The sequence below is a fragment of the Bacillus sp. FJAT-27225 genome, from assembly GCF_001685025.1.
GTDB lineage: Bacteria > Bacillota > Bacilli > Bacillales > Cytobacillaceae > Bacillus_D.
On the sequence record NZ_MAYU01000012.1, the window covers coordinates 962795 to 985369 of the forward strand.

Annotated in this window: 14 protein-coding genes; 1 reads left to right on the forward strand and 13 read right to left on the reverse strand. The window is 39.1% G+C overall.

What is annotated here, in order from left to right; all coding sequences use genetic code 11:
- Nucleotides 1–3: 3 nt before the first annotated feature.
- From A8F94_RS11945 to A8F94_RS11980, 8 genes are all read right to left on the reverse strand, one after another.
- On the reverse strand, nucleotides 4–1287 hold the full coding sequence (locus A8F94_RS11945; RefSeq protein ID WP_066200213.1) for a glycosyltransferase: 1284 nt from the start codon (nucleotides 1285–1287) through the stop codon (nucleotides 4–6).
- Between the two features lie 15 nt (nucleotides 1288–1302).
- Entirely contained in the window at nucleotides 1303–2361 is a 1059-nt protein-coding gene (locus A8F94_RS11950) for a glycosyltransferase family 4 protein (RefSeq protein ID WP_066200216.1), read from the reverse strand.
- Between the two features lie 270 nt (nucleotides 2362–2631).
- Nucleotides 2632–4125 carry a cell wall-binding repeat-containing protein gene (locus A8F94_RS11955; protein WP_254660837.1) on the reverse strand — a complete coding sequence of 498 codons (1494 nt, stop codon included), beginning with the start codon at nucleotides 4123–4125 and terminating at the stop codon, nucleotides 2632–2634.
- A gap of 120 nt (nucleotides 4126–4245) precedes the next feature.
- On the reverse strand, nucleotides 4246–6441 hold the full coding sequence (locus tag A8F94_RS11960; protein WP_066200218.1) for a SpoIID/LytB domain-containing protein: 2196 nt from the start codon (nucleotides 6439–6441) through the stop codon (nucleotides 4246–4248).
- A gap of 171 nt (nucleotides 6442–6612) precedes the next feature.
- Nucleotides 6613–8337, reverse strand: coding sequence for a cell wall-binding repeat-containing protein (locus tag A8F94_RS11965; RefSeq protein WP_175384403.1), 1725 nt, complete (start codon nucleotides 8335–8337; stop codon nucleotides 6613–6615).
- 118 nt (nucleotides 8338–8455) lie between these two features.
- Nucleotides 8456–10669 (reverse strand): N,N-dimethylformamidase beta subunit family domain-containing protein, encoded by a 2214-nt coding sequence (locus A8F94_RS11970; RefSeq protein WP_139070079.1) that lies wholly within the window; start codon nucleotides 10667–10669, stop codon nucleotides 8456–8458.
- Nucleotides 10670–10831: 162 nt separating this feature from the next.
- Nucleotides 10832–12523, reverse strand: coding sequence for a cell wall-binding repeat-containing protein (locus A8F94_RS11975; protein WP_066200230.1), 1692 nt, complete (start codon nucleotides 12521–12523; stop codon nucleotides 10832–10834).
- A 27-nt stretch (nucleotides 12524–12550) separates the two neighbouring features.
- Complete coding sequence (locus A8F94_RS11980; RefSeq protein WP_066200233.1) at nucleotides 12551–12943, reverse strand: hypothetical protein; 393 nt, start codon at nucleotides 12941–12943, stop codon at nucleotides 12551–12553.
- A gap of 169 nt (nucleotides 12944–13112) precedes the next feature.
- On the opposite strand from A8F94_RS11980, the gene tagU reads away from it, so the two are divergent.
- Nucleotides 13113–14060: a polyisoprenyl-teichoic acid--peptidoglycan teichoic acid transferase TagU gene (gene tagU / locus A8F94_RS11985; protein WP_066200236.1), complete on the forward strand. Its 948-nt coding sequence runs from the start codon at nucleotides 13113–13115 to the stop codon at nucleotides 14058–14060.
- A gap of 183 nt (nucleotides 14061–14243) precedes the next feature.
- Here tagU and A8F94_RS11990 read toward each other — a convergent pair whose 3' ends face one another.
- The 5 genes from A8F94_RS11990 to A8F94_RS12010 form a co-directional block, all read right to left on the reverse strand.
- Complete coding sequence (locus A8F94_RS11990) at nucleotides 14244–14930, reverse strand: NTP transferase domain-containing protein (RefSeq protein WP_066200239.1); 687 nt, start codon at nucleotides 14928–14930, stop codon at nucleotides 14244–14246.
- Nucleotides 14930–15904, reverse strand: coding sequence for a DMT family transporter (locus A8F94_RS11995; protein WP_066200242.1), 975 nt, complete (start codon nucleotides 15902–15904; stop codon nucleotides 14930–14932). The genes A8F94_RS11990 and A8F94_RS11995 overlap by 1 nt, the downstream gene beginning before the upstream one ends.
- Nucleotides 15888–17780, reverse strand: a complete 1893-nt coding sequence (locus A8F94_RS12000; protein WP_066200247.1) for a phosphocholine cytidylyltransferase/choline kinase family protein — start codon at nucleotides 17778–17780, stop codon at nucleotides 15888–15890. The genes A8F94_RS11995 and A8F94_RS12000 overlap by 17 nt, the downstream gene beginning before the upstream one ends.
- A 289-nt stretch (nucleotides 17781–18069) precedes the next feature.
- Entirely contained in the window at nucleotides 18070–20235 is a 2166-nt protein-coding gene (locus tag A8F94_RS12005; protein ID WP_066200249.1) for a glucosaminidase domain-containing protein, read from the reverse strand.
- 152 nt (nucleotides 20236–20387) lie between these two features.
- Nucleotides 20388–22445, reverse strand: a complete 2058-nt coding sequence (locus A8F94_RS12010; protein WP_066200252.1) for a S8 family serine peptidase — start codon at nucleotides 22443–22445, stop codon at nucleotides 20388–20390.
- Nucleotides 22446–22575: the final 130 nt, after the last annotated feature.

The following is a 22575-nucleotide window of genomic DNA, read 5'->3' on the forward strand; positions in this document are numbered from 1 at the left end:
TTGTCACCCGTGGCCGCCTAGCCGCTTAGTAAAGTCTAAATAATTCTTTTCGGCATTATAGTTCTCATTCCACATTGAAAATGCATTATTCCTAAAACGGATGATATCAGTCTCTGGCAAGGAAGCAAAACGGTCAAATTGGCCTGCCAGCTCTTTGGGGCTCACATCTTTGGATACGAGCTGCCCGTTGTCGCTGTTAACCAGTTCTCCCGTGCCTCCCACATCCGTTGCCACTGCCGGGATTCCGCAGCTATATGCTTCCATAATAGATACAGGTATACCTTCACTCGAACTTACATTCACAAAAAGATCTACAGGATGTTGAATGTAATAGTTAATCACTTCATGGTTATCCATACTTCCCTTAAATTCATACGTAATAGTAGAAGGGAGGTTTTTGGCCATTTTTTCAAGTTTTTCGCGTTCCGGGCCATCACCTATATGAACCCAGTGGATCGTGCTTCCGCAGCAGGCAAGCGCATCCACTAAGAGTTCAAGCCTCTTGACCGGCACCATATACGAACAGCTGATTATCCTGAAAATACCATCACTAGATTTTTCAGCTCTGCCAGCAGGTTGCAGCGTCCCTAGTCTCGCTAACTCAAGGTTATTAAAATTCAAACCGTTTTGGTTTTTCATGTAGTTCAATCCGTAATTCGATATTAAAAAAAGTTTATCAAGTCTTTCTACTGTTCTTTTCTTTAGCGGAAGGTAAGGCGGGGAATGCCTGTCATCGTAAATATCGCCACCATGCCCTCTCGAATATGCTTTTAGGCCAGGGAAAGTTTCTTTAAGAAGTCCGAGGCCCGGTGCTAGAGAAAGCCAATAAGAGTAAAGTATGAAGTTTTCCTCATTCTGCCCGCTTATGATTGCGTTACGGATATAATTTCTTAAAATTGCTGCCTTTGCGGTCCAGGATAATAGTTTGGCTATTCCTTTAAGGCCGAATTGTTTAGCAGTTTTAAATTCCGCTGCTATCCAACGCATTGCCTGAAGATTAATGAATAAGCCTGCTGAATCAACGGCTTGATTTCGTTTACCTGCCTTAATAGGCTCGTGGAGAATCACATTTCCGGGTACATCTCGCTTTGTTGATAAATCTTGTGCATTAACAGGGATAATATGTACCTTGCCAAATTTTTCACAAAGATAATCCAATTCCACTTTTAGAAACTCTTCACCAGGATAATATGGATAACGATGAGTTATGAGAATTAATTCTTTATTTTTCATGCCGTTCACATCAATTCGATTTGGATTTAAAAAACCGTCTGTAACCAAAGTCACAAACGGTTTTTCTCATTAATGTTTTCCAGTGACTTTCCTATACATTTTTATAAATGGCCTATGGCGCTCATTTACCAAGCCAATAAATTCAGCTATAAGCTGGAAGAATATCAACAGACCAAATATTATCAGCAATGAACCCCAGAGCGTTGTGGTTTCAAACAGGACAGCACATACACTGAATAATATCCCCAGAGCATATATAACTAATACCGTATTGCGGTGGGATAAGCCAAGGGCGAGCATTCGATGGTGCAAATGGCTCTTATCCGGGGCAGAGATCGGCCTTTTGTTAACAAGTCTTCGAATTATTGCATAAGTTGTATCAAAAATAGGAACACCTAAAATAATGATTGGAACAACAATACTGAAAAGAGTCACACTCTTATAAAGCCCGAGCAAAGAAAGGATTGATATCGAATAACCTAAAAATAGGGATCCGGTGTCTCCCATAAAAATCTTTGCCGGATGGAAATTATAAAACAGAAAGCCGATCGTGCTTCCCAGTAATATTAAGGCCAAAGCAAGTATCAGAGACTTTCCCGCGATAAATGCCATAAAAGCAATGGTTGCAATCCCTATTGATGAAATCCCGGCAGCGAGGCCATCAAGCCCGTCAATCAAATTAATCGCATTGGTTATGGCAACAATCCAAAAAATCGTGATAGGAATTGCCCATATACCAAGATTAATTTTTTCCATAAAAGGTATACTAATAAAGTCAATTGTTAATCCTGTACTTACAACGATCCCAGCAGCAGCTATCTGACCCAAAAATTTCATCTTGGCAGAAAGTCCATATTTATCGTCCAGAATCCCGATAATGATGACAAGAATAGCACCAATGGATATTCCTGTTACTTTTTGATCATGAAGGCCTGCAGCAAAAAAACCTGTTACGACTCCAAGGAATATCGCAAGCCCACCCAGCCTCGGCATGACCTTTTCATGTACCTTCCGGGCGTTGGGCTTGTCTGTTGCGTTTATCTTTATCGCAAGTTTTATGACAAATGGAGTACAGATGATAACTGTGAATAGGGATACAAAGAAGGCTATTATTAATTGGTTTGTCATTTTGCTTCCCCTTTTTTTTGAGGTAATTTCAATCCTACCTAGTTTAACATACAATAGGACGACTAACAGTGGTCTAAAGTTACATTTAAGTTACATTTCCCAATCAGTTCTTTTTCAGATACCAAAATTCGAATGACTTTAAACTTATTTTCAGCCTAAAACATGGTACATGTCAATTATTTATATTTTCCATCCGTTTGGTTAAATTAAGTCTGTGTAATTAAAGGCAATAATCCCTGTGGTATGCACCCACAGGGATTATGTTTAGTTTTATTGCTTATTGAAATAGTTGACAATACCTCTATATATTGCATCCGAAGCCTTTTGCCTTTGGGCATCTGTTTTAAATTTGCCTGCATCTGTTCCATTTGAAATAAAAGCCATTTCGACAAGGACACTCGGCATTCTTGTTTCCTTTATTACCCTGAAATCCCCTTCTTTAACACCTCGGTCTCTCGTCCCGAGAGCTTTAACCAATTCCTTTTGGATTTCTTCGGCAAGCAATCTGCTATCCGCCGAGGCATAAACATCATTCCACCAGGTTTCTGTCCCATTTGCAGAAGATGTCGTAAAGGCATTCATATGGATACTAATAAAAATATCAGCTCCTGATTTATTTGCCTGGGCAACCCGTTCACTCAACGATGGGAAGGAGTCTTCAGTTCTGGTCATTAAAATTTTTGATAAAGAATCATTCAGCCTGGAATTGAGCTTATTCGCTACATCCAGTACGATTTCCTTTTCAACAAGGCCATTGCCTGAAGCGCCGGGATCGGTTCCACCGTGTCCTGGATCGATCATAATTGTTTTACCAACAATAGAAACACTCAGTTTATTGAAAATTTCATCCGAAACCGACCCAGGACCGCCAAGAATTGTGAAATCCTCGAAACCATTATTTATAATGGCGTTTTTAGTATTTTGAGGGATCGTTGAGTTGGTTAGCAAAATCGGCTGGTTCCGCTTTGCAGCCAGGACTGAACCTGTTAGTGCATCTGCAAAATTCATTCCGGTTGCGATAAAGGATTCATTCCGGGCATTAAAGTACAAACCTGCAATATTTTCTGCAACCTCATACCTATTTTGTCCCCCTATCCGGAATGGGCTAGGTACTTGGCCGGCGACTTTTGCAGAGACACTCCCTTCGCCTCCAACGATAATAGTTTGCTTTACACCAAATTGGTTTATTATATCCTTCGTGGACTGTGAAAGTTCATTTGTGTTAGTTAACAAGATCGGATATCCGTTCCTTGCAGCATAAGGCGCAATGGCAAGGGCATCTGGAAAGTTCATACCATAGGCAAGGACGACTTTATCACTGCGGCCAAGATGGGTTGCAATATTATTGGCTACTTCATAACGGTTACTTCCGGAAATTCGCTCAACGGTCTTCCCCATCGCCCTCAATTCATTGAGTACATCCTCGGAAATGCTTCCCGGGCCCCCGACTGCAATGATTTTGGTTGCATTCAGCCTTACAATTTCATTTTTTGTTGCTGCAGTTAATACTCCTGGGTGGGTCAATAGGATAGGAGCGTTATATCTATATGCCAAAGGGCCGGCTGCCAGTGCATCTGCAAAAGCTTCATAATTGGCCAAAATAACAGTAGAAGAAGATGTCCATCCATTAGTAGAAACATTAACCGCAACCTCAAAACGATTCTGTCCGCCAAGCCTCGTTGTGTAACCCTCTGCTGAGGCCTGGACAATTCCCATAAAACTAAGAACGGCGGCAAACAGAAGAGTTACATAAAACTTTTTCACGATTGATAAAACCTCCTAGTTGTCTATTAATCTGTCATGCTGTACTAAACTTGCAATAAAAAGCCCAAAAGAAAAGATTGCCAGATTGCCGGCAATCTTTCCCAAATAACCATTCAATTTTTAGTAATTTACTAATGAAGCTCCTGGATAATAGTGGCGAAGTATTTCATCATATTTGAAGCCTTGCTTAGCCATATTGTTAGCCCCAAATTGGCTCATCCCTACACCATGGCCAAAGCCCTTACCTCTAATGGTCAATGTATCGGTTCCAGCATCATAAGTAGTAGGATCAAGGAGAGTACTCTTAAATACTCCTGTACCAAAAAGGCTTCTAAATGCTCCGACACTATCGGTGATCTCAACCGGGATTCTGTCAATTTCACTTAAGCTGTTATAACGGTACTGGTTGGTAGCCTTATCCTTTACCATTATCGTCATCTTAATCGTAGCGTTGATTGCCCTGTTCCCTGCTGTCCTTTGCGGAGCAGCTTCAAAGCCGTCAATTGAAACAATTTTTATTTCTGTATTTGCAAACCCTTTGTTTTGGAGCCACGCCTTCAATTTTGCAGCGATGGCTGAATCCTTTTCAGCAGGTGTGGTGCTTGTCCACCACCAGCCGGGATTTTTTAAAGAACCTGGCTTATTAGCTTCAAGAGCATTCAAATCAATTTGAGTCTTCTTCAGAGGAATGCTCCACGGGTTTATAGGATCAAAGGAATCCGGTTTAGCCTGTAAATAAGGAACCTGCGCAGTGCCCCATGCACCAGTATTTGATTCAATATAACCGCCATTGCTTGATGAGAAAACAGCGGAAATCAGGTTACCGTTGTACTTCAAAACTTTGCCCCTGGTTTCCTCTACAGCCTGGTTTGTCCGTTGTTCATAAGGATCCTTCCCCCATGAATATCCGCCATATACCTGGTAGCCCTGAGTATCCGCAACTACTTTGCCCATATCATCGATCGAGTACGTCCTGGCAGCAACCGCCTGGGCTTTTAGTGCCTCTAGGCTCCAGCTTGCAGGCATTTCTCTCGGAACGACCCCTTTTAAATAATCCTCGAACGGAATATTTCTATTAATTGGCCTTACATTGCCATTTTCAAGGGTAAAATCCATTTGCCCAATGTAAGGGCGGTTATTGATTTTGATTTGATGCTGGTCTCCATAACCCGCTGGCAACAAGGTAAAAGGAGCAGTACCAAAATCCTTTATTCTTTCAGATCCTTGGAATAAAGCCAGTCTCCCATTTTCATTTTTTACGGAATAAGCAGCATTTTGTGCTAGCCAAACTTCATTCGGCAGACTTGAAACTACAGCTTCACTTACAGACCCTGTACCACCAAGAATCGTGAAGCTGGAGATACTGCGCTCATTTATTACCGCCCTAATGGAATCAGGAAGCCTATCTGGCCTTGTCAATAATAAAGGAGCGTTTTGTTTTGCTGCCAAAACGGAACCTGTCAGCGCATCCGCAAAAGTCAGTCCGGTAGAAACAAAAGCGGTCTCCGCTGGCAAGTTCAACTGTCTGATAATATTGGCAGAAACCTCATAGCGGTCCGCACCGCCAATCCTAGATGAATTAGGAAGCTGCCCTGCAACAGCTGCGGAAACACTTCCTTCTCCCCCTATAACCAGGGTATTCTGTTTCCCTTGTAACGCGAGCTTTGTAGCATCTGGAAGCTTATCCTTAGCAGTCAGTAAAATTGGATAACCGGTTCTTGCTGCATAAGGAGCAATTGAAAGAGCGTCAGAGAATACGAGCCCGTTTGCCACAACAGCTCCACCGTTATTCGGAATTTCAGCAGCTATATTTTTTGATACTTCATATCTGTCTTTCCCGCCAATCCTGATAACATTTTGAGCCATGCCTCTTAACTGGCTCTCTACAGTTGCCGAAACACTTCCTGTTCCGCCAATGATATAAATTGTTTGGGGCGCAAGCTCATTAATTTTTAATAATGTTTCAGATTTTAAAGAATTGGGTAAAGTAAGCAATATTGGAGCATCTTTATAATAAGCAAAAGGTGATGCAGCCAGAGCATCAGCAAATGCCAGATAATTTACCACAACGACAGAGTTCGATTTGTTCCATCCACTGGAAGCTACGTTGTTTGCAACTTGGAATCGATCGCTTCCTGACAATCTTATATTTCCATTTGCAAGCTTGTAGCTGCCAGTGGTTGTTATATCGATAGATTTGGAATTTCCAATAAAATTACTCAGCTTTACTGAAATGGTAGAACCTTCTGCAAAAGTCGACAATGAAAAAAAAGAAATAACAAAGATGAGAATGCAAGAAAGTATTCTTTTATTCAATTATGTGTCCTCCCCAACTTAATAAACTAGATTTGAAAAATCCTCCTTTTTCACCAATTTTTTTATTATATCTATAAATTTATCAAAATTTGTAAAAGGAGTAAATGGGCAATTTGATACACAAACAATAAAAAGCCCTTTCTATTTTTAGAAAGAGCCCTTAATTGTCTATTAATAATGAATTTTTACATACGTTTCTTTGACTACGGAATCAAACTGAGTTCTTACAGAATGATATCCGGATGCATAGCGGCCTACTTGTGGCCTGAAGTCTCTATATACATCCACAGAAGAAACTAAAGCCTTTTTACTGGCAGGATTGGTCAAAGCCAGCGTTCTTACGGGATAAGGTATACTTACTTTAGCGAACCTATCGGTATAAACAGATACAAAATAAGCTGTCTTTAATGGATTGATTTCACCGCTATCCTCCATCTCTTTTAAGGCTGTTCCAATCATCGCATGTGGGGAATGGGCATCAAGCCAGGACATAGAACGGAATTGTGCATCGGGATATTTGGCTAAATAAGATCTAATAACGTTTTTAATGTTTGACCTATAATATGCCCCATTAAAAGTGAACTGTGAAAAATGATGTTCTTTAACTCCCAAAGCTTCAGAGGCTAATCTGTAATCCTCTTTTCTTATCTCACCAAACTCTTTTAAGCTAATATATCCATGTAAATACTTCTCTGTTACTGGATTATGATAAACTCCGTGCCAAGAACACTTTACCCGTGTTCCTGCTAATGAAAAAACCCGGGACTCAAGGTCATAAACTCCATTTACAACTTCACGTGCAACTGAATCTGCTCCTTCGGAAAACAAGATGAGTTGTACATTTCTTTGTTTATTCAGTTGATTTAATATATCGACGCCAAACGTCAATACCTCATCATCAGCATGGGGTACCAAATAAAATATCGGTCCCGTACTTTTTTTATTAAATTCAATATCAGAAACAGCCTGTTCGCTTATTGAACCCTCCCCACCCAGGACAACATATTTTTCTATTATATTCTCACTGAATATCTTAATTGTTTCAGCGGGGGTTCCTTGGGGCTGGCTAAGTAAAATTGAAGCATTTTCCTTTGCCGCTGCTATCGAACCTGTCAGGGCATCCGCAAAAGAAACTCCTGTTGCAAGATAGACTGTTTCGGTCGGCATTTTTTCTTTATATATGTTTGCAGCAACCTCATAGCGGTTTTTGCCTCCCAACCTATAAGGGTTTGGCAATAGTGCCTCAACTTGTTTGCTTACACTTGCTTCTCCGCCAACGATAATGGACTGATTGATCCCTCTGCTTTTTATCAGACTGCTAACCGTTTCAGGAAGAGAAGTAGGCCTTGTAAGTAGAATAGGCACGCCATTCCTTGAAGCATAAGAGGAAATCGACAAAGCATCAGGAAAATTTAATCCGCTCGCAACTGAAATAGTGTTCCAATCACCAAGTTTTTGGGCCACATTCACTGAAACCTCATACCGATCTTTCCCGGCCAATCTTTCAATAGCAGGAATCCCCAAGGCTTGAATAGAAGAAGCAACTGCTTCCGAAACACTGCCTGTTCCACCGACAATAATGACATTGGATGGATTTAAACGAGCAATTTCAGCACTGGTTGTTGGAGTCAGCTCGTTAGAATGAGTAAGTAAAATCGGAGCATCCAATTTATACGCCAACGGACCAGCAGTCAGCGCATCAGCAAAAGCCATATAATTTGCAACAACAACCGTCTCTGCATGATCCCACTTTTTTGCTAGATTTGCCGCCACCTCAAAACGATCCTTTCCCCCTATCCGGTCTGGAAGGCTTTGTGCTTGAGCCTGGCCTTCTCCTGCAAAACACCATAAAAGGAGTACCACAAATATACTTTGCAAATAAAGTTTTCCCTTCACAATCATTCTCTCCCTATTATTAACCATTGATAGATGTTCCAGGAGTTGCATTTTCCCCAAAAGCTAGACTTCCTGATATTATATCGGAGCCCTTTTTCTATTTATTGATTCCTTGAAACTATGAAGCTAGTAACTTATTCAATGCATTTTTGGTCATGATTTCAATGTTTTTATTGTAAGAAGCCCTATCGGTATGGCCATACGGGTCAAGGAACCAGTTCCAATAAAATGTTCCAACTGAAAATACTTTTCTTCCATCAGGGTTGTTGAACCAAATAACATCCGCAGACTTTTTTTGACCGTACAAGGTCACAGGCGATCTTGAAATAATTTCAACATTCGACGTTAAGGTCGTAGCGTCCACTTCCCCTCCTACTACCCCAGGAATTTGGTCGCCCAGTTTTAAGCCGGTTCCTGTATAAATCCAATGGCTAGGATTGGTGACAACCATCGGCATTGTTTTTTCCGGAATCCCCCGGTACATTGAGCCAAACAGATCCTGTTCAGGTCTGTTTACCGGAGGAGACCTGAATGTGGTAGTGACCTGAGCGGGATCAATTTTGTTATATGGATCCTGGGAAGCCAAAGCTTTGTACCCGACCATCGTCCTGCCACCGTCTTCGTATCTCACCTGCCAATAGCCGATATTGGCATTGAACAACGCCAAATTTACATCTGGAGAGTTTTCTATATTATCGCGCATATGTTTGGACCAGTATTCATCATGTCCAGGAATTAGAATTGTTTTTACGTTCGAATTGGCGAGAATTCCGTTATGAATATCATGGTCGGTTACATACGTAACGTTATAGCCGTTTTTTTCCAGCCATCTGATCAGGTTATATTCATAAGCAAAAAATTCGCCGGCACCGTTACCGCTTTTGTATGGTCTGTTAAACGATAGCTTAATTGCCGGTGTTTTGTTGCTGCTATTGTATCCATATAGGCTTTTGCCACCCCAGTTATTATAGGCCTGGTACGTATTGTGAGACATAACAGCCATAAAATCTGCATTGGGGGAGCTATCCCTGACTACAAAGGGGATATAGCTTGCCTGTTTATCGGTATTGACCAGCTTGGCCAAATAAGCTCCCGATTTCCAATCACCAGGAATTTTATGGGTAAACGAAACATTCCATTTAGCATTAAGTGTTATAGAATCCGGAGAATTTACCTGCGCCTTTGCTGCAAGGCCAGTTTTAGTCCCTGTCAAAAGTCCGCCCCGTCCGTTGTAATAGCCCATTCGGTAGAATTCAACGTGGTAAGCTTTGCTGCTCTTCACATAAAAAGATAAAGATTGGCCGGGGGCAACAGAAGTAGCAGAAGTATACCCTTCCAGGCTATTGCCTCCCGGGCTGGTAATCTCCCATTTTCCCGGCAGATAGACAATATTATTGTTAACCGACGCTGTTCCCCCAATAATAAGAACATTTGTCATCATTTTATCGATGAGGACATTTTGGGTCGTGTCCGGCAATGAAGAAGGCCTCGTCAAAAGAATCGGCACATTTTCTTTTGCCGCCAGAACAGAACTGGTCAGGGCATCAGCGAATGTCAGGCCATTTGCTATATAAGCTTTTGATGGTTTTGCAAAGTATTTTCGGAAAATATTGCTTGCTACCTCATAACGGTCTTTTCCGCCAATCCGTTCAGGGCCAGGCAATTTACTATAAACCTCTTTGCTGACACTACCTTCCCCCCCGGAGACAATTGTTTTCTGGAATTGTCCTGCCTGGAGGGCGTTTTGAGTTTCGGCAGGCAATGCATCTTTTCCTGTCAGGAGAATCGGGATGCCGCTTCGGGCGGCATAAGGGGCAATTGCCAAAGCATCCGGAAAATTAAGGCCATTGGCGACAACCGCCGTCCCAGTTGGATTCATCAGCAATGATATGTTTTTTGCCACTTCGTATCTGTTTTTGCCGTCAATCCTTGAAACCCTTTCAATACCTAGTTGTTTTATTTCTGTTATCAGCGAGGGGTTTAGACTTCCGCTGCCACCTGCCAAAATAACTTCCTTTGGCTTAAGCCTCATCAGTTCATTTTTCGTTGCCAAGGTTAATGAAGAAGGATGAGTTAATAAAATAGGAGAATTTTTTTGATAAGCATATGGTGTTGCTGCAAGGGCGTCTGCAAAGGCCAAATAATTTGTAAGAATAACAGTTTCGGCCGTCGTCCCAGCCGGCCATCCTTTTTGGGAGATATTAACAGCAACTTCAAAACGGTCCTTTCCCCCAATCCTTTCCGGAGTGCTTTCCGCTTGTACAGTTACATTACTTGCTAAAAACAAAAAAATTCCCGCCATGATGCCTCTTATTACTAATTTTCCTTTCAACAATCATTCTCTCCCCATTTTGGTTTTTTTGGTATTTTTTCTCTGACCTTATCTTAGCATGATTTTGGAAAAATAATGGATTTTTTTCCAAAAATAAATTTTGCTAATTTCTGTAAAACAAAAAGGCTGTTTCCAATGAGATGATTGGAAACAGCCTTTTCATTATTGGTTAAATGTTGAACTAATACTCTTAGCAAGGGACGCCGCTCTTGCGCTTTGAATAGTTGCATTTTGAAGTAATTTGGCTTCATCAGGATTCGAAATAAAGCCTAACTCTATAAGAACCGAGGGCATTGTTGTCCATCTTGTCACGTATAGGTTATGATCTTTCAAGCCTGTGGAAGAGTATATGGTTGTAAAATTAATGCCTGGGTAAGCCAAGGATTTTACAAAACCTTCTCCAAATTGTCTGCTTAGGACAACCTGTGGTACCGGTGTAGGATCATAAGCAATATTAGGTCCATTATAGCTTAGTTCTCTTTGTCTGCTGCCATCTTGGACAATAAATACTTTCCTGTCCGTGTCCTCCCTTATAAACGGATATTTAATTCCACTTGATAGAACATAGACATCCGTTGTATCAATTGCAGGCCTGTAAGAGCTGTAATGGACACTATATCCTTTAGGCGAGGAAGAAACATTTGAATCATGATGGATGCTTACGAATAAGTCCCCTCCAACTTTATTGGCATATAAAGCCCTGTCTTGCAAAGAAATATAAACGTCATTTCCAGGTGCCCTTGTAAAAATCACTTCCGCTCCCAGTTGTTTTAGTTCATTTGCCAGCTTCTCAGTAAACTGGATATTTAAATTTTTTTCAAGCAGCCCATTTTGGGCAGCTCCAGGATCATAACCGCCGTGGCCTGCGTCCAAAATAATTCTTTTGCCAGCCAATGGTGCCTTGCTAATTAATTGCAGAAAGGTTGCCTGCGGAATCGAGCCGGTTCCACCTAGTACAACGATTTCTTTCACATTGCTGCCAGTTGCCACTTCTTTTACTGATGGATAAACATTTGTTGGATGCATCAACAGCATTGGAGCATTGTTTTTTGAAGCCAGCACCGATCCTGTCAGCGCATCCGCAAATGTCAGGCCTGTAGCCAGAAAGATCTTCTCGGAATTCGGAGACAACTGTTTTGCAATGTTAGCTGAAACCTCATAGCGGTCTTTGCCGCCAATTCTAGTTGGATTAGGCAATTGAGCAGCAACACTTGGTGTTACACTTGCTTCCCCACCTGATATAATACTATTTTTTACGTTTAGTATTTTAAGAGCCTCCTGCATTGGAGCAGGGAAAGAATTGTTTCCTGCAAGCAGGATAGGAAATCCATTTTTTGCGGCATAAGGGGCGATGGATAACGCATCCGAAAAAACCAGGCCGTTGGCAACAACTGCTGTATCGGAAGGCCCCATTCGATTTGCGATATTAAGGGCAACTTCGTATCTGTCTTTTCCATCTACTCTCTCTACCGCCTGAATTCCAATGGAAGTAAGTTGTGTCACTATATTTTGTGATACGCTGCCCGTCCCTCCGATAATTACGACTTTTTCGGGACTAAGTCTTTTGAGTTCATTTATAATCGAAGTTTCGAGTGCATTAGCTCGGGTCAGAAGAATCGGTCCGTCTTCTTTGAATGCAAGAGGGCTGCCGGAAAGAGCATCAGCAAACGCCTCATAATTAACTAAAAATGCTGTTTTGGCTCCCGAAGGCCAGCCTTCCTGGGAAACTTTCACTGCTACTTCAAATCGGTCCTTCCCGTCTAAGCGTTTGGATACAGTTTCTGCAAAAGCAGAAGATTGGAACAAGAATACGAAGGCTATAGAAACCAAGAAGACTCTCAAAAGGTTTTTCATGCTGTTCTCCTCTATGTATTTTTTAAACTATCTTTTACGTATAAACTTTTTTGTAGACAGCCAGAGACCTTTTAGCAATAAAAAGATGCCAAAAAACAACAAAAATCCCCATAGACTTATGACGGCATCATTAAAATCCATTTCCCCCCTTCCAGTTATTTTTTGCTGTATCTCTATGGAAAAGACTATTACCAGCATTACGGTAAAAGTATAAATAAATGATATAGCTGTAATGCTGTATTTAGCCAGTGTCTTAAAGACTAGATGGACTATAAGAAAACTAAAGATGCCTAGTATACCAAAAACATATAAATGCAGATCCTTATCGGTCAATTCCCAGCCAGCACCTAAGGCATAAGAATTAATAATATCATGGATTCCGTTTACAATTTCCGCCACAAACAAAATAAATTCTTTCATACGTTTTTCCTGCTCCTACTAAATTACTTAATAAAGGAATTATAAAGGAAATTTGACGATTTTTGGTGATTTTTTTAAAATTTCCTTTTTATTGGGTTTAAAATCTATTTTATTTCATTATAGAATTTGATATCCTATAAATGCTGTTCAAACTATTAGGAGGCTTAGTATGAGTTCCAGACTTGACAAAAAAGCACACAAGAAGAAAAGAAGATGGTTAAGAGTTTTATTGATTACGTTCGCCCTGCTTTTCATTGGTGTAGGGGTTTACGTTTTATCCGTATATAGCTCTCTAACAAATGCCGTTGAGAGAATGCACGATCCTATTGACAGGGAAGTTTCCGAAAAGAGGACCGAAGAAGTATCCTTAAAAAAAGCTACTCCTTTTTCTGTATTATTACTGGGGGTGGATGAACGCCAAGGAGACAGAGGCCGGTCAGACACCATAATTGTCTTAACTGTTAATCCTGATCAGGAATCCGTTAAAATGCTAAGTATCCCCAGAGACACAAGGACCGAAATTATCGGACGAGGAACCACTGATAAAATTAATCATGCCTATGCTTTTGGCGGAGTAGAAATGTCAATGGCTACCGTTGAAAACTTCCTTGATATTCCGATTGACTATGTAGTCCAAATTAATATGGAAGGATTTCAGGACATAGTTGATTCTGTTGGAGGAGTGACCGTAGTTAATGATTTGGATTTCACCCATGAAGGGACACATTTTCCTAAAGGTGAAATAACGTTGAACGGTGAAGATGCCCTGAACTATTCCAGAATGCGTTATGAGGATCCACGCGGTGACTATGGCAGACAGCTGCGCCAGAGACAAATCATACAAGCGGTTATTCAAGAGGGTGCGAGCTTAAGCACACTGACTAATTACGGGGATATTTTTAAAGCCTTAGGAGACAATGTAAAGACGAATTTGACCTTTAGTGAAATGATAACTATTCAGAGTAACTATAAAACTGCTAGTAAATCAATCGAACAGATTCAAGTACAGGCAACCGGAAAAATGATAGATGGGGTTTCCTATCAAATAATAAACAACGAAGAAAAGTCACGATTGCAGGACCAATTAAAAGAACACCTTAGCCTAAGTAATAATTAAGAGTATTTACCTAAAAAGATGAATTCCTAAGCCTTTGGGAATCATCTTTTTTATTTTTATTCTTTGAAACTTGTTTTTCAAACCAAGAAAAAGATCAGGTCTTTAGGAAAACCGAAATAAAAAAAGACAAACCATACAAAATGGAATGTCTCATTCTTACTCCCTCTTACAATGTTAAGCTGATTATAATGCAAAATATTTATTTACATCCTCTAATTCTTCGAGTGAATCAATTTCAAAGCAGTCAGTTGCTTTTATTTTTTTTATAAACACATTTAATTTACTAATATTGTTTTTAACAATATCATCCCAATACAAACTGGAATAATTGCCTTGTTTCATTGCTTCCTTAATCTTTCCTTTAATAAAAATACCGTCTTCAATGCTCCAAAATGACACTCCGCATAAGATATATTCATTCCTGCTAGTTCCTATCTCAATGTCATACACCTTATTATTTGCATCAAATCTTAAAATCCATTCATTATTGAATTCTTCCCTTTTAGCACTGAAGTAGAGTGAATCTTTGGGGTTCTCTAATAAAAAATTCTCATTAAGATAAACATCTGCTTCCAATACGTAAGAGCCTGGTAAATACTCACTCACTAAATTCATAGTATATAAATTATTATATTTATCATAGGCATCATTATTAATAAGAGTTACATTATACATACTTTTAAGATACTCAAATTTTTCTTTTAAATAACCTGTAACAACAATGATTTCATTGATACCTTTTTCCTTTAAGAACTCGATTTGTCTTTCTAGCATCGGTATTCCATTTACCTCCACCAATGATTTTGGTGTAGTTAGAGTAAGCGGCCTCATTCTGGTACCCATGCCTGCTGCTAAAATTATGGCACGCATTATGCTGTTCTTCCCATCCTCAATATATTTTTAATTACAAGTTCCTCCGGCTTTGCTACTGTAATAATTGAACCAAGCAAGATCATGACACTAAAGAAGACCAGCTTGAAAGTAATTGGAGTTCCAGTTATAACAAAGCTTAAGATTATAGCCCATGCTGCATAGGAAATGTTCAAAGCCATTGCCCGAGTCGGTCCGATTGTATAAATTGCCTTGTAGTAGAATAAGTAAGATATTGTTCCTGAAAGAGCAATAACAGCAATATACAAAAATTCGATATTCATTATTACCTTAGGAACCAATGAGTACCCTCCAAATAACGGGAGAATTAGAAACCCATATATTACCGCAGAAACGAGTTGCCTAATCTGGAGAGCCTGATCCGGTGCAATCTCTTCATCCTTCATTCCATATGCAAGTATCACACATTCCATTCCCCAGCCAAAAATACAAAACAAAATAAATATAAATCCTAACATTGCATTTGTCGACTCTATTCCTCCACTGGAATACCCAAGAAGAAAAATAAATAATATACTAATAAATAACCCAACCCAGTTTTTAAATGTGAGCTTGTCCTTTAAAATTAGAAACGCAAAGAAAGCACCAATAGCAGGATAAATTGCCGACATTGAGGCAGCCATCGAGGCACCAATATATTTTACTGCCAAAACGTAAAACGTCATTCCAATTGGACCTCCAAGCAAGGCACCTATAACAACAAATAGCCCACTCCTTGTCCTTAGCCTTTTAAAGGTTTCTCCAAGCCTGCCTCTTGCTGTTAAATATATCATCATCCATATACTTGAAAAGGTATCGTGAAAGAAGGTACTTACTAAAGGAGCTAAAAAGATTACTGATTCCGTTGACATAAAGAGAGTAGTAGACAAAATAATTCCAATTAACACTGTATCCAACGCCCACGTAAATCCAGAAATCATTCCAAACGCTACACCCTTATTTTGAATACTCATGTATTTCCCCCTGGGATTCTAATGTGATATTTAGTATTACCAAATTTTCCTTTGCACGCTTAAAACGGTCCCAACCATAGGTGCCAAAGTCTTCTCCTTTTGCTTCCTTAATATTAGTCCAAATTGTCCATAGAAAATCCACGAATATTTTATTCATCAAAATTCTGGTTTTTACTGTTTCCGGGATAGTATTAGTTTGGTAATAATATCTTAAAAACAATTCCTCTTCTTCTTCTGCAAACTCACATTCCAATGAATGAGCAGCAATATCCCATAATGGATCATTCATGCCAGCATATTCCCAGTCGATGAGATACATTTTTTCTTCCCCGCTTTTTACGAAGTTTTCGGGAACCGGATCATTGTGGGACGGTACAAGGTGAAAATCCAAATTTTCATAGATATCTTTCAACCTCATTACTTGCTCCCTGATCAATAAATATTCGGGGTAAGTTGAGCCATCGGCCTCCCTTAACAAGCTTTCATATTCCTGGATCTTTTCAAAGACATTGAAAGTGTTTGCCATTTGTTCTTTCGAATCATGCAATCGCCTTAAAAGAGCAGCAGACTTTGCCATATTATCTTCTCTTTTTGCCGTTTTACCATTTAATGTTTCTGCATTCGGAATTAAAGCAGCAACCTTCATACCGTTCTTTTCATTAAAATAAAGTAAATCTGTATCTATGCCTAACCGACTGGCAATTTTAGAATTATAGTTTTCTTCTGGCCTATTAATCATTTTTTCAGTGCCGCTTCCAGCTAGTCTGAGAACATAATCCTTTCCTGAGATGCTAACTTTAAAGTTCTTATTCGTCATTCCTCCAAATGGAAGAATATCACTTATATCATCTGCTTTTATGTTTAAAGCATCCACCAGGTAATCCTTGATTTGATTTTCCCTATATTCTGCTTCCTTCCTCTGCAAGATAGGAAAAACCTTTTTTAAAGCCCTGTCGTACTGTTCCAATGTATCAACTTCTGCCCATACAATATTATTAATTTTCAAGTAACCAATATCGTAGTTCCTGGCAACATCTAAAATCATATATTCATAATTCAAGTATGGATTATTGTTATAATTTTCAAATGTATAAAGCATTTTTTCAAAAACACTGTATGAGAGTTTACTAATGCCTATCATTTCCCCATCAATTTGATTCAATTGATGGATGTCTTTTGAAATTTGGTAAAGGTATCCATCCCTTATTTCTACATAAGCTTCGTCCCCTGATCCACTTTCATTCGTAATTAGCACACTGTCTCGCTGTGGATGTTGTAACAAGCTTTTGAGAGCATTTTCTTCAATCAATATATCATCTTCAATTAACAAAAAATCTTCATGTATAAAATTCTTTGCTGCTGCTAAAGAAGCCATTGATCCGGTCCATTTATAGCGATTATTTTCAACTAATTCTACATTTTTCAGCAGCCGGAATTCATTAAAAGCGGAATTTTTATATCCTGTCACAATAACAAACTTGTTGATCCCGTTTTCTTGCAGTATTTCCATATTTCTTTTAATTAATTGCTTCTCTTTTATCTCCAGCATGCCTGCTGGTATATCGAATTCCTTTCTATAGCCCGCAGCAAGAAATACCGCAAGTTTAATATCAACCGTTTTCTGGCTGGCATGGATGTTAACCTTTTTTTCTTTAAAAGATTGAATTCCTTTCTTTAAATAATCCATTCCTTTATTAGTAAGGAAGTATTTCATATTTCTCCCTTGCTTTTGACTATAAATATAGTCTTTTTCTATTAATTCTTGAGTTAGATAATTCACTTTTCCGATAGAAAGACCAATTAGTCCTGCGATTTTTTTCTGGCTTACAGCAGAATCTTTATTGATCCTCTCAAGAATTTTCAATAAATCCTCCATTAATTTTAATCCCCTTAATGTATTCATTTTTTGAACGCATCTAAATTTTAACAATTACTGCGACTCTTGTAAACATGATTCTACAAATTTTTTCAAAAAGTTGGTAACCGAGATACAGGATACAGGTTCAAGTCACCAATGTTTTCCTCCCCTCAAAAAAAGGTGTTTGGCTATTTTAAAAGGAAAACTTTCATAATTATTTATGTAATTCATGGAGTGTAAGATGATACCCATTCGTGGAAATAAAAAAGGGCTGCTCATAAGGAGCAGACCCTTAAAAAATACAAAGCTATTTAAATACAGGTACATCAAAATAAAGAGTATAGTCATTTAAGGTAGAATAAAGCCTGCTTAAGCTGAATACCTGCTTGGATGCCCAGCCGATATCACTCGCATACTGATGAGTACCCGGCCGAGCTGGGTTCCATCGCATCTTATATAACGTGTTTTGCTGATACGTTGCATTATTAATATAATTTTGCCCTATAAACTCTGCCCCTCCAATAATCGCCAGTTCAGGAGTAAACCATCCGCTCTTATAAGCATATTCAGACCCGCAAGTTATTGGACAACTATCACGAGCGCCCACGCCGTACATATTGTAAACAACTCTTGGAGTAACCGGCTCTCCCTCTACTGAACTAACCAAAATTCCTTTTGCAAGTTGAGAAGTTCCATTTCCTGTTTCCAAAAGTGCATGTGAAATTAGATACAGTTCATTTACATTATATTTTAATGCACCATTAATGAAAGACTGTCCTTTTCCTTCCAATATTCCTTTCCCCATTAGTGTTTTAGAATTTAACTCAGCTGCACTCGTTCCAGCACTTTTGGATAAGATTAAAAACTGAAAATACTCCGGTTCATCAATAGTAAAGTTTTTGGGGTCTACATAATACGCAACATCAACTGCTCGTGCAAGTTTCCATGTGAACCTAATTTCATACCATCCATTTAAGGAGCTTACAATTTGAACCGTATCGCCTTGCTTAAGACTGCCAACAATCCTATCAGACGTACTAGTCCCTTCCCTTACATTTAGCGTTGAAGCATTTACAGTTCCTTTGCCAGGATTAGTAGGATCTACTATTATATAGGTACTGCTAACATATGCTTTTTCATTTTTATAGAGATCGGTTTGCGGGTTAACACCCATTTGGATATCAATCATTTCTTGCAAGGTTAAATTATAATTTGTACTATTGACGATTGGGCCTGGATTCAACTCACCGGTACTAAAGAAATGATACTCTTTTCCATTTATGTATTGCTGGCCGGTAACCATTGCACCACCGTTATTTAAATAGTATTTATACCCGTTGTAGGTCAGCCAGCCGGTATGCATAGACCCATCCGAATTTAAATAATAGTAGGTTGAATTCACATACAGCCAGCCGGTTTTCATAACCCCATTTTGATCCAAGTAATACCACTTATCATTAATGCTATATTGGAACCAGCCAGTCTCAAAAGAATCGTCCAGATTTATGTAGTACCATTTACCATCTTGATAAACCCAGCTTCTTTGAAGTGTACCGTCTGCCTTTAAAAAATAGGCCTTCCCGCCATCTGTAACCAATCCCGTTTTCATTTTTCCATCAGAGGTGAAATAGTATCTTTTGTCCCCTTCAATTAACCAACCAGTATGTAATCTTCCGTTTTGAGGATTCAGGTAATAATATGTTCCTTGGTAGTTTAGCCAGCCGGTATGCATCGACCAATCACTTTTAAAATAGTATTTGTAACCATCTATAGCTGCCCAGCCTTGTATAGCTACTCCATCGGTTCCAAAGTAATAAGTTTTGCCATTAATTGTAGATAGCCCTGTAACTTTATTGCCTTGTTTATCAAAATAATAAAGCTTTCCTCTGTCATCCACCCAACCGGTTACATTCGTGGATACTAAGGCACCACCACTGGAGAAAACATAAGGGCTTCCACCTATGACTCTCGTGCCTGTAAGCATAGCACCATTTTGCTCTAAATAGTACTTCTGATTATTTAGTACAAGCCAACCGGTCTTCATTGCTCCGCCATCTAACAGGTAATACCAAGTATTATTAATGTAAAGCCACCCTGTTTGCATCCTGCCGCTATCGGATAGGTAATACCAGGTATTGTTATCCAATAGCCACCCTTTATGCATGGATCCGCTGTCGTTTAAGAAGTACCAATCTCCATTAATATTTTGCCAGCCTTTAAGCATGACTCCATTGGAAGCTAAGTAGTACCACTGGTTATTTACCAGAACCCAGTCAGTCTGCATAACACCAGTTGAATTAAAGTAATACCAGCTATTTCCTTCCAACATCCAGCCCTTTTTATAACTCCCATCAGAATTAATATAATACCAGGTATTATTCTGCAACTTCCAGCCGGATGTAGCTGCATATGTGTTTGTAGACAGTAATAAAAATGAAGCTAAAAGGAATGCTAAAATCCCTACCTTTTTCAATATCTCTCCCCCGTTTATCGTTTTTTCTTCAATTTCCCATCGTAGGAATGAAGCAAAAGCGTTTTCTATATAGTTTTGACTCTACTAAACTATCTCTCAAGTATAGATACCTCGACTAAATTACAGTTATTCCCATGTCGATACACAGGTATTTAATTCACCCAAGCCCCATCAGGGCCTATTTTATATGGCCCAATATAGGTATTAACTGCCATGTTCCCACCTTGATAAAAGTAATACCACTTTTGTTGAAAGAATTTCCAACCCGTTACCATATTCCCAGTTTCCTCAAGATAGTACCAGTTCCCATAATACCAAAGCCATCCTGTTTCCATAGTGCCATCAGGGTTTAGATAATACCAAGTAGACCCTAAAAGAAGCCATCCTGTCTTCATGCTGCCATCAGGATTTAGGTAATACCAAGAAGATCCTAAAAGCAACCATCCTATTTTCATGCTGCCATCTGGATTAAGGTAATACCATGAATCCCCCCATTTCAGCCATCCCGTTTTCATACTCCCATCTGGATTAAGGTAATACCAGATGCCATCTGTATTTAGCCAACCGGTTTTCATCTTTCCATCTAGAGGTGATAAATAATACCAGTCGCCTCCCAAAGAGAACCAGCCGGTGTTTAATCTTCCACTGTCATTAAAGTAGTACCAACTTCCTTCAATAAATTGCCAGCCAGTTGCCATTTTACCTTCAGGATTAAAGTAGTAACGACTCCCATCTATTTGTTGAAAGCCAATTTTCTTTTCTCCAGTAACTAAATCATAATAACTCCAATAACCATTACTTAAAACCCAGCCTGCTGGTCTTCCCTCATATATGTTATAAGAATCACTCGAATTTCCGTATTTATCAGTAAGCCTAATTGTGAGCTTCCCGTTTTCATATCCGTGAGGGATTTTAATCTGAAATGAATTATCTGAATTCAGATTCGTTTCCGAAAGCAATTTTTCCCCATTTTCTAAAAGGATTCTCCCTTGTTCTACCTGACTAGTTACTTTTCCCCCTATTACTAGGCCGCCAATATTTACATTATTAATCAATGGAGGAGAAAGCTTCTTTCGGATCAAAGCTTTTTCCGCGTTTACCCTTCCATATCCAAATTGAGTATCAAAACCAAGCGGACCTAAATCATCAGCACTATATAAAAGCCTATTTATAACTTGGGAGTTATTCAATGCGGGATCTGTCGACCAAATTAAAGCCGCTACTCCGGAAACAACAGGAGCTGACATTGAAGTTCCACTCATAAAACCATAACCATTAACTAATGTGGAAAAGATACCTGAGCCCGGCGCAGCAATATCAATATTCCTACCGTAATTGGAATAATATGATAGACCATCATCAATATCAGTGGAACTTACCGACAGGACATTCGGAAAAGAAGCTGGGTAAGAAGGAGAAGAGGTCGATTCATTTCCTGCGGCCGCTATAATTATCGAGCCTTTATTATATGCAGCCTGTATAGAATCTGCTAGAGCCTGTGAATAATCAGGACTACCTAAACTAATGTTAATAATTTTCGCCCCTCTATCAGTCGCGTAATTCAGTGCTTTAATAACATCAGAAACATACGCACTCTCTCCAGAAAAAACATTTATTGGAATAACTTTTACATTTGGCGATACCCCAGTCCCCCCTTGACCATTATCTATTGCACTAGCAATGATGCCTGCTACGTGTGTAGCATGATTATTGTAAGGATTAGTGCTTGTCATGTTAATTACATCATAGGGAGAAATAATTGAATGTCTTAAATCTGGATGGGTTATTTGAACCCCATCATCAATCACTGCAACAGTTATTTGATTGTTACCTTTGGTTTTTTCCCATGCCACATTTGAATTAATTGCTTCATGTTGCCATTGTCTTTTATAGTAAGGATCGTTAGGAACATATTCCTTTTTAAGTTTATAATCTGGTTCTACATATTCAACATCACTGCTTAGTTCTAACTCTTCTATAAACTGGCTAATTGTCTTTTCCTTAGGAATCTGGATGCGCTCCATTCCTCTTCCCAGGCTGGCTCCTCTTCTTTTTATAGTCCCTTTTTCTATGGCAGATGAATTGTACTTTACAATTACTCCAGGAGAACCGTTTCCACTTAGCTCTACATCACTCGCCTCTGATGGAGATACAGATACCAATATATAAATAAGTATAGTAATTGCAAGAAATGGTAGTTTCCTTAACATAGTATTTAGCTCCTAATTTTTCCTGTCTTTCTAATTATTTTCGGAAAAGAATGAGAATTGTTTAGAGGAACGAACTAAAAAACTTTAAAAATAATCGACTTAACTTATTGTGGAAAATAAAATAAAATTA